Source organism: Acinetobacter lwoffii (assembly GCF_024129735.1).
In the GTDB taxonomy this organism is placed as follows: domain Bacteria; phylum Pseudomonadota; class Gammaproteobacteria; order Pseudomonadales; family Moraxellaceae; genus Acinetobacter; species Acinetobacter lwoffii_H.
On the sequence record NZ_JAMXXK010000001.1, the window covers coordinates 39,723 to 52,500 of the forward strand.

The 12,778-nt window shown below is 40.1% G+C and carries 21 protein-coding genes and 1 tRNA gene; 10 read left to right on the forward strand and 12 right to left on the reverse strand.

Features of this window, described 5'->3' with window-relative positions:
* Nucleotides 1-36: 36 nt before the first annotated feature.
* From NI469_RS00245 to NI469_RS00295, 11 genes are all read right to left on the reverse strand, one after another.
* Nucleotides 37-111: transfer RNA gene (locus NI469_RS00245), tRNA-Trp, on the reverse strand.
* Between the two features lie 285 nt (nucleotides 112-396).
* Entirely contained in the window at nucleotides 397-633 is a 237-nt protein-coding gene (locus NI469_RS00250) for a hypothetical protein (RefSeq protein WP_005262234.1), read from the reverse strand.
* Between the two features lie 164 nt (nucleotides 634-797).
* The gene (locus NI469_RS00255) at nucleotides 798-1,238 is read right to left on the reverse strand and encodes a hypothetical protein (RefSeq protein WP_253174187.1); all 441 of its coding nucleotides are present in this window, start codon (nucleotides 1,236-1,238) and stop codon (nucleotides 798-800) included.
* Between the two features lie 2 nt (nucleotides 1,239-1,240).
* Complete coding sequence (locus NI469_RS00260; protein ID WP_253174188.1) at nucleotides 1,241-1,645, reverse strand: DUF559 domain-containing protein; 405 nt, start codon at nucleotides 1,643-1,645, stop codon at nucleotides 1,241-1,243.
* Nucleotides 1,646-1,715: 70 nt separating this feature from the next.
* The gene (locus tag NI469_RS00265; protein WP_253174189.1) at nucleotides 1,716-1,973 is read right to left on the reverse strand and encodes a helix-turn-helix domain-containing protein; all 258 of its coding nucleotides are present in this window, start codon (nucleotides 1,971-1,973) and stop codon (nucleotides 1,716-1,718) included.
* A 29-nt stretch (nucleotides 1,974-2,002) separates the two neighbouring features.
* Nucleotides 2,003-2,770 (reverse strand): hypothetical protein, encoded by a 768-nt coding sequence (locus tag NI469_RS00270; protein WP_004646426.1) that lies wholly within the window; start codon nucleotides 2,768-2,770, stop codon nucleotides 2,003-2,005.
* Entirely contained in the window at nucleotides 2,763-3,752 is a 990-nt protein-coding gene (locus tag NI469_RS00275) for a YdaU family protein (protein WP_253174190.1), read from the reverse strand. Before NI469_RS00275 ends, NI469_RS00270 begins: the two co-directional genes overlap by 8 nt.
* Nucleotides 3,749-4,048: a hypothetical protein gene (locus NI469_RS00280; RefSeq protein ID WP_005266733.1), complete on the reverse strand. Its 300-nt coding sequence runs from the start codon at nucleotides 4,046-4,048 to the stop codon at nucleotides 3,749-3,751. The genes NI469_RS00275 and NI469_RS00280 overlap by 4 nt, the downstream gene beginning before the upstream one ends.
* A complete protein-coding gene (locus tag NI469_RS00285) occupies nucleotides 4,045-4,815 on the reverse strand; it encodes a phage antirepressor KilAC domain-containing protein (protein WP_004893826.1) in 771 nt (256 codons plus the stop codon). The genes NI469_RS00280 and NI469_RS00285 overlap by 4 nt, the downstream gene beginning before the upstream one ends.
* Nucleotides 4,816-4,863: 48 nt before the next feature.
* Entirely contained in the window at nucleotides 4,864-5,328 is a 465-nt protein-coding gene (locus NI469_RS00290; protein ID WP_004646421.1) for a phage regulatory CII family protein, read from the reverse strand.
* 51 nt (nucleotides 5,329-5,379) lie between these two features.
* Complete coding sequence (locus NI469_RS00295; protein ID WP_004893824.1) at nucleotides 5,380-5,589, reverse strand: Cro/CI family transcriptional regulator; 210 nt, start codon at nucleotides 5,587-5,589, stop codon at nucleotides 5,380-5,382.
* A 111-nt stretch (nucleotides 5,590-5,700) separates the two neighbouring features.
* Here NI469_RS00295 and NI469_RS00300 point away from each other — a divergent pair, with 111 nt between their 5' ends.
* The 7 genes from NI469_RS00300 to NI469_RS00330 all read left to right on the forward strand — a co-directional run bounded on the left by NI469_RS00300 (nucleotide 5,701) and on the right by NI469_RS00330 (nucleotide 10,509).
* Entirely contained in the window at nucleotides 5,701-6,402 is a 702-nt protein-coding gene (locus tag NI469_RS00300; RefSeq protein ID WP_016807135.1) for a S24 family peptidase, read from the forward strand.
* Nucleotides 6,403-6,452: 50 nt separating this feature from the next.
* Nucleotides 6,453-7,625: a type I restriction endonuclease gene (locus tag NI469_RS00305; protein ID WP_004893819.1), complete on the forward strand. Its 1,173-nt coding sequence runs from the start codon at nucleotides 6,453-6,455 to the stop codon at nucleotides 7,623-7,625.
* Nucleotides 7,626-7,708: 83 nt separating this feature from the next.
* A complete protein-coding gene (locus NI469_RS00310) occupies nucleotides 7,709-8,011 on the forward strand; it encodes a hypothetical protein (protein WP_253174191.1) in 303 nt (100 codons plus the stop codon).
* Nucleotides 8,012-8,162: 151 nt separating this feature from the next.
* A complete protein-coding gene (locus tag NI469_RS00315; RefSeq protein WP_253099069.1) occupies nucleotides 8,163-8,453 on the forward strand; it encodes a hypothetical protein in 291 nt (96 codons plus the stop codon).
* A gap of 316 nt (nucleotides 8,454-8,769) precedes the next feature.
* On the forward strand, nucleotides 8,770-9,123 hold the full coding sequence (locus tag NI469_RS00320) for a hypothetical protein (protein WP_005262268.1): 354 nt from the start codon (nucleotides 8,770-8,772) through the stop codon (nucleotides 9,121-9,123).
* A 151-nt stretch (nucleotides 9,124-9,274) separates the two neighbouring features.
* Nucleotides 9,275-10,222 (forward strand): sensor domain-containing diguanylate cyclase, encoded by a 948-nt coding sequence (locus NI469_RS00325; RefSeq protein ID WP_253174192.1) that lies wholly within the window; start codon nucleotides 9,275-9,277, stop codon nucleotides 10,220-10,222.
* Nucleotides 10,223-10,269: 47 nt separating this feature from the next.
* A complete protein-coding gene (locus NI469_RS00330) occupies nucleotides 10,270-10,509 on the forward strand; it encodes a YegP family protein (protein ID WP_168377703.1) in 240 nt (79 codons plus the stop codon).
* On the opposite strand, the gene NI469_RS00335 is transcribed toward NI469_RS00330, so the two are convergent.
* A complete protein-coding gene (locus tag NI469_RS00335) occupies nucleotides 10,487-10,945 on the reverse strand; it encodes a hypothetical protein (protein WP_253174193.1) in 459 nt (152 codons plus the stop codon). The two genes, NI469_RS00330 and NI469_RS00335, sit on opposite strands and share 23 nt — an antisense overlap.
* A gap of 96 nt (nucleotides 10,946-11,041) precedes the next feature.
* Between NI469_RS00335 and NI469_RS00340 the strand changes: the two genes are divergently transcribed.
* The 3 genes from NI469_RS00340 (at nucleotide 11,042) to NI469_RS00350 (ending at nucleotide 12,765) form a co-directional block, all read left to right on the forward strand.
* Entirely contained in the window at nucleotides 11,042-11,476 is a 435-nt protein-coding gene (locus tag NI469_RS00340) for a hypothetical protein (RefSeq protein WP_253174195.1), read from the forward strand.
* Complete coding sequence (locus NI469_RS00345) at nucleotides 11,473-12,009, forward strand: hypothetical protein (protein WP_253174197.1); 537 nt, start codon at nucleotides 11,473-11,475, stop codon at nucleotides 12,007-12,009. The genes NI469_RS00340 and NI469_RS00345 overlap by 4 nt, the downstream gene beginning before the upstream one ends.
* Before the next feature lie 63 nt (nucleotides 12,010-12,072).
* On the forward strand, nucleotides 12,073-12,765 hold the full coding sequence (locus NI469_RS00350) for a P-loop NTPase family protein (protein ID WP_180096499.1): 693 nt from the start codon (nucleotides 12,073-12,075) through the stop codon (nucleotides 12,763-12,765).
* The last annotated feature ends 13 nt before the right edge of the window (nucleotides 12,766-12,778 follow it).

Consider the following 12,778-nt stretch of genomic DNA (forward strand, 5'->3'; position numbering starts at 1 on the left):
GAGAGACAAACTGTTTTGCTTCTCGTTTTTAGAATCTGGCACGCCATGTAGGACTCGAACCCACACCACCGATTTTGGAGACCGATGCTCTACCAGTTGAGCTAATGGCGCTTAAATAAGGATGTGGCGATCTGCCACACCCTGCCTTAGATTACGATATTGACCAGCTCGGCAACTAATCTACCGCTACTCACAATCACACACACCTAACATGCACGGTCTGCTTTACTTGCTTTCAATCCTCTTTAGGTCGGGACGCTACTCCCTAGTCTAGATTCCCGAAGGAAGTTTACTCAAAGGCATGTTCCACTGGTCAGCACTCCAGCAGGAATGGGTTGCCTTTTTACAGGCAATAAAAAAGCCCACCATTTGGCGAGCTTTCCTTGATGCTTAAACCTATTTTTGACATTTCACGTTAAACTGGTATTCGTCTTGAGTGACCTTAATTTTAATATTTTTATATTTTCGTTTGTTTGGATCCATTGCCGAGCCAGCCACTTCCTCAAAAAAGCTACGATCATTCATTAGCTCGCCATACGCTTTATAGCCTAATAAAATCTTTTCAGGCTTTTTGCCTTCAGCCACTAATTTACCGAGAGTATCTTCTAGTTTTTTAACAGTTAAAATCGCCATTTCAATTAGAGCTCAAAAACAAAAAGGCATTATCACTTAATTTTATGAATAAATAATGTCAAAAAAGCCCACCTTTCGATGAGCCTTAATCGCTAGTGTACCCGACTACTCAAGCGCACTATACCTGAAATATGCCATATCGCGTGCGCACGGTCAATAGCCATTCAACCTATTTTCAACCGTTTATCATGGCCACATAAATAAAACTTGCCACAGTAAATCATGCTCTTGATTGAGGTTCTGCCGAGAGTAAACTCACGCACCATTTGATCGAGTGACATCCCTCTCACATTCTTCTCAATAAACAACTGCACAGCCACTTTTGCCGAAGCACAAACCGAACTCGACTTGTTAAAATCCACAATCAACTTCCGCACCTGTTCAGCTTCAAAGTCATTAATCTGGCAAATGACCTGATCCTTACGTGGTGCTGCCCCTTTGTTGTTTTCAAGAATCAGCCAGTAAATCTGATTTACCCCAAGTGAGTCTGGTTGATTTCCTGACTTCATACGTGAAATCTGGATGTATGCCCCATACTGCTTAAGCCAATCTTCAATACTAAAACGATCCCAGTTCATCACTTCCGTCTTAACCATCGCATTCATCCCTATTCCCCTACCATCTTCTCAATTTGCTGGATCGCGTGACCTGACTTCACTTGATCTGTACTAAACCTTAATACTTGAAAACCCATCATTGTTGCGGCGTTATATTTTTTCATGTCCCCGATATACCCCTTGCCTCTGGTATGCCTTCCTCCACTCCAGATCGCACCTTCAACCTCTACCAGTATCTTTTTTCCTACCAGGTGGAAATCTGCTCTCCATTTCCGCTTTGGGTGAAACTCAAATTCCTGCTCAAACTCAATTTTTAAAGTCTTTAGTTCTCGGGCCAGTTTCGCCTCAAACTCATTCGGTACTTTTTCGCCTTTCACCTTAGGACGCTTAGAGCGCCCTTTCGGTTTGGTGGCTTTAACCATTTTTTTGTATTCAGCGATTGAGTAGCTGGTCATGCACCCCACATCCTCAACATAACGGCGCCAATTGCCATGAAAATAAACATCAATGTTTTGTTTAGATCCTTCACGCCGCCACCTTCACTGTGAAAATCTGCTTAGTCTTTTCAGTTACGGTGAAGCCTGCAGGTGTAGCGCCATCTCTCTGGATATATCCGGCATGCTCCAACTGACCTAAATAACGCTGTACAGTGCGACGATTACCCTCCATTAGTACCATCACATCAGAAACGCTTGTTTTGCCCCGTTTAGCCATCATTTGACGCAATATACGAATCATTTTCTCGCCTTGGGTTACGGCATGCATCGATGGGCACCAATCCATGGTTTGAAAGTCATATTCTTTTGACATGATCAGTGACCTCCCAATTGCTCACGAATAACCTTAGGCACCTTCACCCCATCCATCTCGCATTTTTCCAAGTACGACTCAGGATTTTCAAAAGGATCTGGCCAAGGATCGGCTATTGCAGTTGGTTGGCACTGGAGGCGTTGAGGCTTTGGTACCTGGCGATTTTTCACGTTCATGCGCTTTTTAAGTTCTTCAAGCGCTTGCTTTGCCACTTCATTTGGTACCGGGTTATGATCCTCAGCCTTGCTTTCAATCTGCATCACAGCATCCAACACGCCATCAGGCTCACCACGTTCTTTAGCTTCAGTAACGAGTCGTTTGTACACACTGCAAAATACGTTGTGTACGGTATCAGTGGTTTTTAGCATCCCATATGGACCCACTACAGCGTCATAAGCTGCTTTAGCTAGGTGATTGATTCGAGCAGAGCGGTTTTCTTTCTCAAAATTAAGAGCCTGTAACCATGCCTCATCAGCGGTCTGATATTCATACCCACCTAAACACCAGTCTTTAAATTCTGGAATCGATGGTGGCCAGCTTGCCGTGTCCAGTCGCTTAAGACCTCGCAAGAATTGCTCATAAGTCAGCACAGAAAGTTTCTGAGCAAACTTGGCAACCACTTGCCCTTTAGTCTGACCGGCCCATTGATCAGTAAATTTTTTGCCGTGTAGCTCAATCATTTCCTTGATCAGTAAACGGGCATCTTCTTCGCCAAATTTGCGAACTTGTTGATCAGGTCCATTCACTTGATTTGAGATCTGGTTATGCATGGCCCACCCCCTCAACCGCATGGATATCAATTATGGCTTGTTCTTCAGGTTGACCTAATTCAGCAAACCACTCCTGTGCTTCACGTGCTGCTCGGCTTTGGTATCCAGAAGGTTTGGCAGCCGGTGCAGATTTCTTGGCTTCACGTAGACGGCGTACTTCGTCTTTGTTGTTTTGAATCCAGGTAAACCATTTCACCAGCCATAAGCTTGGTGTATTTTTGCTATCAGACTTAGCTGAGAAGAAATCACCAAAGTTTGTAAACATAGCAATCAGATCTTGTTCTGGTAGACCAGGATTACGCTGCTTTCCAAGTTCTATGAAATCGTAGTGAATTGGATATACATGTACGCATTCAAGAATCGAATAGCGTTTGTGATCCTCAGCTTGATATTGAGAAAATTGAATCGGTGGAAAAGGAATTTTTTCTTCGCACGCATTACTACTACCACTACTATAAATACTGGTTATTGGTTCATGGTTATTGGTTAATGGTTTATGGTTTATGGTTGGTTGCACGTCCGTTAAATTTCCGTTCAACGCTGCTTCAACGGTCGTTGGATTCTCATTTAACTGACCTTCAACGTCTGTTGAACTTCTGCTATTCGAATGATCATCATTTGATGGACCACCATCAGAGTTCCGTTGCTTTTTCTCTGCGCGTTTTTTAGCAGATGCTTTTCCAGCATCACTAGCCTGTTTGCGCTTACCGTGATATTCAGCGATTTCACGTTCACAACGATTGTTGATATAAACCCCATCCTCAAGAGTAAAAAACTCATCAAGAACATATTTCAAAGCAGCTGTCTGGTCTTCAGTTGTACATTGCAAACGGCGAGCCAAACGCTCCAAATTGGATGCATCAATTGGCTTTTCAGTGTCGTAATACATATCTAGAAGATCTCGGTAGATCGCACGCTCAACCAAGCTCAAATGGCGAGTTGCATTGTTGAAATCCCCTATATGATGTTGGTAATAATTCATAACTTTTCTTCCACTTTGAGGTATGCACCAATGCTCTGACCTTCACGCTTTAGCTCATCAAGCATGTCGTCTAAGCCAAATTGATTGTTCCGCTCAACTAAATAATGAATAAACTCATTTTTCACTTCAGCCATTTCTTCATCGTGATGACATTCATGCTCTTCGCATTCATGGGTCTCACATTCAAGACATTCATACTCAAAGCCGCTTTCTTTCATTTCATCGGCAATCGTATTTAAGTCAGAACCACTAGATGAAGATATGAAGCCAAGAACATCTTCTAAAGTTATGCTCATGCTGCCACCTGCTGTGCTTTACGCATCTTATTGACTAGGCCTGTAATACGAGTCAGGCCAAAAGCAGTGACACGCATGTGCAAGAACACACGCTCCTTGCCATCGTTGCGATTTGTGATTACTGGTGATGTACGGTTGGTGAATACGCCATTAATGACATACTGGGCATGTGGTTGAAGCTTGCGATCCGAGTCGCGGTAAACCCACTTTCTGTCAATCAATAGCTTGATTAGGTCTGATTCTTTAATACCGATTGTTTTGGCACATTCACGCAGGCAATAAGTATTGGATGTATCAGCAATGACTTCTAATGCTTCAGCCTTAGGTGCAAGTACTGCTACTTTTTCACTTAACTCAATGTTGAGCTTGGCTTGGACTTCGATTGCTTGAAGTAGATGTGCAGGATTGGTGATGTCAAAACTATTTTTAGCCTTAAGCGCGTCTTCCATCGAAGTCATGCGGTCAAAAACTCGAGCCTGTAACTCATAGCTATATGACATAGCCATCAAGCAGGCTTCGCGTTTTGGGAAGTTGTAGATATGTCGCGTGTTGTTGTTGCCGTAGTTTTGCGTTCCGATAAATTTCGGAGCGTGATTATCCCCTAAAACACCTGGGACTTTCCGCATAAAGTCATCATGACGAAGTTCTTTATATGGCTTCTCTACAGTGGCAGTTTCTTTGCGAAATTTATTAATGAAATCAACAATCTCAGGTGATGACATTGTTACTTCGTTTATGTTAAAATTTCCTTGTGTTAACATATTCATTGTTTGGATCTCCAACGATTTAAACACCGAAAAGCCTGACCTCGACCGTCAGGCTTTTTCTGTTTCTGGGTTATTGATACAAGCCTGGACTTGTTTATCCAGCTCAGCCAAAACAACGTGCATTTGGTGAATTACTTTTGACATATCACGCACTTCACCTGGAGTGATGCGGCCGTCAGCCATAATCTCGCGAAACGTACTCATCACATCCCCGCCACGCATCCCGACGCACAAAACCTTATCTGTAAGCGCCATATCGCGGCATTCAGGGATTTCGGGAAGGTTAATTGCAACCTTTTCATGCTCAGCAGCTAATGCTTGCAAAATACGAAAGTCACCAGTCAAAGCCATCAATTTAGAAGCCTCAGCAAGTGTTAGATGGTGAGTTTCAGTATTTGGGTTGATCTTGCTGTTTAGAACAGCGGGGCTTTTGATTCCCATACGTGGAGCTAATGAGGCTGAACCACCTGGGTAGTCACGAACTGTGTTGTACGCTGCATCTGTTATGTTCATTTTCCCTTCCTTCGAACGTATTTAATTAAAATCAAATGCTTAATAATTAATTTAAGCGGTTAATCGCGATGGCGTGGGTACTTCTCTAACAATCTTGTAGGAAATCCCTGGTATAACAGCCATGATTTTTCCAACAGAAGGATCTGGGATGTATTCACCCCATTGATTAATCGCTTGGGGAGTGATGCCAATTTCTTCAGCTAGGCGTGATGCATTTTTAAAATGATCAAGAGCGTCACTGGTTTTGATGAGTACTCTCATGTTCAATCTCGAAAGTATGCTTTATTATTAAAGTGTACTTTAATATATTTTTGCAAGCAAGCTTTATTAATATTGTTGTAAGCTGGCTTTAAATTTAAAGTGAATTTTAATATGAGTACTCTTGAGGATCGGATCAATCAGGCCATATCTCATTTTTTGTCCAAGAATAAACTTAAGAAACTGGACAGAGCGGCCATGGCTAAGTATTGCGAAGCATCTGTAGCTGCGGTAGGCCAATGGATTAATGGAAAAACAAAGTCGCTTGATAGCTTTAAAAATGCTAAAGCTGCTCAATTTTTAGGTGTGAATCCCCACTGGTTAGCCGGTGATCCTAAGTATGGAATGCTTGATGCATCAAGTGATCAGAAACTTGATAACAATATCGATCTATCTCAAAAAATTCCTATGGAAGGTTTTCCTGTACCTGTTATTTCATGGGTAGCTGCTGGTTCATTTGATCCTATTGAAACCGTGCTTAAAGATGTTGAAGTGGATGAATATCTTCCGCCAATAAGAGAATGTGGAAAAAATGGATATGGTTTAGTAGTGGTTGGAAATTCCATGAAGCCTGACTTTAAGCCAGGTGATCGTATCTATGTAAATCCTGATATTCAAACTTTCGACTTACATACCGATGATTTAGTGATTATTGCCTGCTGTGGTGAGAGTGAGGCTACGTTTAAAAAGCTAATTATTGAAGGCAGCGATAAGTACCTTCAGCCACTTAATCCAGATTGGCCTGAGCAAATTATTAAACTGACAGAAGATTGCCGCCTAGTAGGTAAAGTTGTCGGGTTGTATAGAAAAATTTAATTAAAAGTAATTTACCAATCAAGGTAAAGATAATATTCCAGGGGGAAACTATGGATAATTTTGTACAACGATTAAAAAATCATATTGAACATGTAAAAAAAGTAGGTGTCCACTGCTCAACGGAAGAGACCACGAAGCAAGCGCTGATATTACCTTTATTGGATATTTTGGGTTTTAATCCATATGATCCCACAAAAGTTCTTGCGGAATTTGCAGCTGATTTCCCGGGAGTTAAGGCAACTGAGCGTGTAGATTACGCACTATATTGCAATGGTCAGCCTGTAATGTTTATTGAAGCCAAGCCTTATGTTGCAAATCTAACCAATCATGCACCACAACTATCAAGGTATTTTAACAGCAGCCTAGGTGTAACTATTGGTGCTATTACAAATGGTCGTGAGTGGAGATTTTTTACAGATCTAATCAACACTAATGTTATGGATGAAAAGCCATTTCTAACAATTGATTTTACAAAAGCTGACCCTGAAGATCTGACACAGTTAGCGGAATTTAAACATGACAATTTTCATGCGGAAAAGTTAAGATTTTTTGCAGAAGAAAATCAATATATCCAGCAATTTAAAACTGTAATTAAGAAAAGTATTAATGAGGTTGATATTGATTTTGTAAGATATGTTGCACAACAAGCAAGCATACAACGCCAATTAAATACTAAGTTTCTTGAATCCATACAGCCATTTGTTCAGCAAGCGGTACAGCAAGCTATTAGTGATACAGTCGTTAAAGGCCTATCCTCTCCAACAATTATTACCGCACAGCCAATTGAGCAGAAACCAACTGAAAATCAGCCTGAAGTGAATCAAGCAATACCAGAGTCCGATTTTATTGTGCATCCCGACAATGAAAAAATCATCACCACAAAGGATGAGCAAGATTTACTGCGTATTGTGACGGAGTTATTCCCAGAAGTTGAGATTGAAGGGCGTGATACTGAGAGCTATTACTCTGTTCTATATCAAAATAAAACAAACAGATGGTTGTTTAGATACGATGTTAATCGTAAGCGTCCTACAATTCAATTCAATGTATCAATAGATGAATCTCGTAAAACTGAGCTTGAGCGCGCTGGTCTAGAACTTCAAAATAATGGACAAATTTTTCTAGAAAAGCCGGAACATATTTACAGAATGGTGGGTATTCTTAGAGATAGTCTTGAGTACTGCATGAATGATGAGAATTTCAAGCGTGCCCCTAGTCAATAAATATTTATAAAAGCCGCTATATGCGGCTTAGGTTTTATCAAGATGTTGAATATGGTAGCTCCCCAAAAAAGAAGGAAAGCATAATGATCGCAACACTTAATAAATCCAAAACTGCGCTAACAATTAATCGTCAAGAGTTTAAGTTGGCATTAGGTAAAATTGGTGAAGGGGTTGATAAGCAAATAGCTTCGCTTAAGAAGGCCAAGCAAAGCTATGACGCTGCTGAAATAGCACGCGAGGTCATTAGTGAGGCAAATATCTTTGAAGCTATTATTGAAGGCTTTAACGAAGCAGAAGAAACGAATCTAAAGCTGAATGACATAACCAATCTTGAAGTGGCACAAGGATGGATAGATGAATTTTTAGAAAAGTATTCTGCGCTATAAATCCCTCAATCAATTTTTGTTGGCTGAAGAAGGAAAATTGGCCAAAAGATGGTTGATAAGAAAGAATTAACAAAAGCCAATATATTCAGCTTTGTCTAAATTGATAGAATCGCCGTTTTCTACAGAAAACTTAAGATCAATAAGGATTGAAGTGAATACGCAATATGGCTTACCCAAACTAAGTAAATACAGTGAACTAAGTAGTGATGAACAAGCGGCAATCCATCAAATGCTTATCTCTTACGTACGTTCAGATCAACTTTACAATATTATTCTGACCCATAATGCTGAACCTTATGATTTAGTGAAAATTGTAAGTATTGGTTTTGAGAATAGAGAAGCTGCTATCTGGGTTCATTTCGAAACTATTACTGCTGAGAGATTGACTATGCCTCTCGATTTTATTTCAAGCATAGAAGTCTGTAATTACGAAGGATTTTAAATACAGAAACCTGAGGCGGCCTGAGTTTAGTTAGGTTGTCTCAGAGTGCTTAAAGATTAAGTACTAGTGACTAAGGATAACTACAAAGAGAAAGATGCTATTCAGTGCTCAAGCTTTCTTACTTCTGAAATATTAAATCTTTATATTAGACTTAAGACCTCTCATGACCGGGTCTGTAATAACTAAGTAAAGCATCACTAACCCGCTATCCGCGGGTTTTCTTTATGTAAGGTAAGTGTAACCTTATCTTTAAATGTTACATTATAACAATTAATATAAAGATACCTATGATTCATAAATAGAAAGGTAAGTATCAATGAAATATTTGTTAGGTGCAGCATTGTTAGGATTAGCAATTACTGGCTGTACTTCAAATCCAAAAAACGAAGTGGTACAAGAAAAAGTTGTGAGCAATACTCCGGCTGAAACTCAGGTAATTAACTTTACTGGTCCAATGGATCTTACAGTTGAATTGAAATCTTCGGATAATTTTGAAACTGCAGAAATGACAGATAATTCTGGCAAGGTTTATCACCTTAAGCGAGCTATTTCAGGAAGTGGTATGCGTTTAGCCAATAATGATGGTGTTTCAATTCACTTCAAAGCTGGTGAAGGTATTGTAGAGTTTATGAAAGACAAACCTATCAGTATTACTGAATACAAAAAATAAGATTATTGCTCTAGGGCAACCCACCCCAGTGGTGGGTTGTCTTTTTATTATATGAAGTAATATTCCTATCAGTTTAAAATTATAATATATGACGCTGTAGTCTAAAAATTGTTTTTCCATATCTCTCTTAGTACAAATACGGACTAACTTAATGAATAATATTAACTTTAAGAATTTCGAAGAGGCTGGCCAAGCTATTTTAAAATTCTTATCTCAACGATTTGGATTTAAGTTATGGATGATTACCCGTACCGAAGGTGATGACTGGATTGTGTTACTAAGTGAAGATAATGGCTATAACGTTAAGCCAGGACAAGTATTTCAATGGGCAGATTCGTTCTGCTCACACATGGTACAAAATAATGCGCCCCGCATTGCCCCTTACTCGCCCGATGTTCAAGTTTATACAGATGCACCAATAAATAAACTTGTCACTATTAAAGCCTATATCGGTCAACCTCTTTTAAAAGAAGATGGTTCCTTGTTTGGCACTCTTTGTGCAATTGATCCCGAACCTCAGTCTAAAGTCCTTGTTGAGGATGCTCCATTGTTTGATCTTATAGGAAAGGTGCTTAGTTACACGATTCAAGCTGAATTAAGAGCAACCGAACACATACGTAAAGCTGAACGCTTTGAAATGGAAGCATTGTCTGATCCAATGACTGGACTTTATAACCGTCGTGCTTGGGATCGATTAGTTGAGTTAGAAGAAGAACGGTGTAAGCGATATGGTCACCCTACTGCTGTGCTTATGATTGACCTAAATGATCTAAAGATCACTAATGACAATCTAGGACATGCTGCTGGTGATGAGCTGATCAAAAGAATGGCTGTAGCTTTAAAAGGCATAGTACGTAGCAATGATATTATTGCTCGCCTAGGTGGTGATGAATTTGCCGTACTCAGTATCGAAACTAATCTGCAGAATGCTGAGAAGCTTGTAACAAGAATTCAAAATGCTTTTGCGAAAGCTGAAGTTAGTGCGGCAATTGGTCTTGCAATGCGAAATCCAACATATGGTCTATCAGCAGCTATCATAGAGGCAGATGAAAAAATGTATCAGGATAAAGTCTTAATTAAATCTATTAATAATGATTGATAAAAAGCCGCATACCCGAGCGGCTCTTGGATCGGGTGGAGAAAAGAATGAAAGCCTTGCTTATAATTAACGGTCAAAATATACCTGATTCAGAAATGAAATATCTTTCAAAAGACTCCCTTGAGTCGATTCAAAAAATTGCACCTAACGCTTTTCTTTTTGACCTAAACAAATCAGCCCATGCACTTGCAGCAGTTCAAGAGTATGTTGGAAAAATAACAAACACCTACCATATCTTTTATTTTAAAGACGGAGTTGATGTGTTTAAGTTCCCTGTTGAGCGTTAAAGCTTTCTCTTGCTTTCTTTTGATCTTTCAGCATCTCAGAGATCAAGAAATCATGAATCTGGTTTGCTGTATCGATAATTAAATTAGCGTCTGTAAGACCTTGAAGCATTAAGCGATCAACCATATCCTTGCGCCAGATTGATAAAGCCCTTTCATCCTGTGTGGCTTTATCAAACAATCCACTTTCTCCGATAAAATTTAAGAGCTTATCAGTAACACTAATCAGCACCTCTGCGTCTGTAAGACCATTAAAAATTAAACGATTAACCATATGAGCACGCGGATCATGCTGCAGGCTTTCTACTGCCAAGTAATTTAGCTTATCCATAACAAACTCCATCCAACCCATCCCTGCGATGGGTTTTCTTTTGTCTATTAAAGCATAAATTAAAGCAAAGTTTATAAATATAATTAAAGTATGCTTTACATAACTCATTTATTAAAGTATGCTTTAATTATTAAGTAAAAAGAAGCCCCAGCGTTGTTCGAGCAACCTGGAGCGTGACCCATCACCCTACTGAGTGAAATTATTATGAACACAAAATTAACTCCACACAATAGCTTCAAGGTAACTCTGTTTACCGCTGCCTTAACTGTAAGCGCCTTGGCATTTGCTCATCTTGCTGACTTTGGTGCTGACCAGGTAGCACCAGCTCAAAATATTCAATCTGAATATGGAATCGTCTCTTTAAAGATGCTCGACCATGTACACGGTGAAGCTGTCGTAAATCTGGATGGTTTCCGTTTGGAAATCACTTCATTTGAAGTTGAAGCACACCCGGATGATTACGGTGTACCAGGTTCCGAATTCACAAATATAGAAGTCGTTGAACTAGGTGAAATCAAGGTGTTCGATGCTAATGGCAATCCATATAACGACTTCACTGATTACCAGGATCACCGCGAAATCAATTCAATGATCGCCGGCTACATCATGAAGCACCGTCTGGTGGAGGTTCAGTCATGATTTTAAATTCTGCTGATCAAATATTTGAGGCGCTTTTGAATGGTCAATCGGTCTACTGGTGTGAATGCGGCTCTGATGACTGGTCTCCTCTAAATGATCGAACTCAAATTAATTTTGTAGACCTCTACACCGGTTTCCTGCAATTCAAAGCAGATGAACTACCTATAGTTCCAATGCCAGTAGAATTTGGCTCAACTCATCGTTATTTCTCTGAATACATCAAGACCTTCGAAGGACTTGAAATATATCGAGTGGGTAAAACGCGTGTGAGCTATTTCGCTCTACGTGTCAAAAGCTCAGGAACTATTGCTGACTATTTCTGCAACACAACTATCTATTCCATTCAGCCGGACGGCTCATTGAGGAAGATGGATAAATCCCTTACTCCGAAATGGATTTTAGATGGGTTGGAAAATGCGCGTGTTGCTATGCGAAAGAACAAGCGTCATCAAGTTTTGGAAAGTACTGGCTTCTTTGCATCCGAAGACTATAAGAACTTTAAGCGTAATAACCATCAAAACAAAGCGCGTTAGTAGCTAGATGCTATTTACGGCACCCCGAATGAATACTGAATACCGAATAATGAGGAATGAATAATGAGTACATCTATTTTTATACTGGGACAATCAGGCTCTGGTAAGTCAACCAGCCTTCGCAACCTTAATCCGCGTCGCGTGTTGCTGATCCAGTCGATTAGAAAACCTTTGCCTTTCCGTTCAGCAGACTGGAAGTACATCACTGCTGAAGACCCAAATGGCTCAATCCTTGTGTCTGACAATCCGCAAGAAATCATTCAGCACATCCGCATGACTCGTCGCCCAATAATAATTATTGATGACTTTCAGTATGTGATGGCAAATGAATTTATGCGTCGTAGCACTGAACGTGGTTTCGATAAGTTCACAGAAATTGGCTTCAATGCGTGGAACATCATCACCGAAGCAAATAATGCTCATCCGCAAAAACGTGTCTACATCCTAAGCCACACCGAAGAAGACCAGCACGGTAAGACCAAGATTAAGACCATCGGGAAAATGCTCGATGAAAAAATCACCCTAGAAGGCATGGTCACTATCTGCCTACAGACAGCTGTAATTAATGATCAAAACCTATTTGTGACTAAGAACAACGGCAACACAACCGTTAAATCACCTATGGATATGTTTGATTCTGATCACATTGAAAATGACTTAAACCTTGTCGATCAGGCGATATGCGAATTTTATGGCTTGCCTATGCCGCAAGCTCAAAACGCTCAACAGCAACAACAATCTGCTCAAAATCCTTAATTTAATCTCTTGG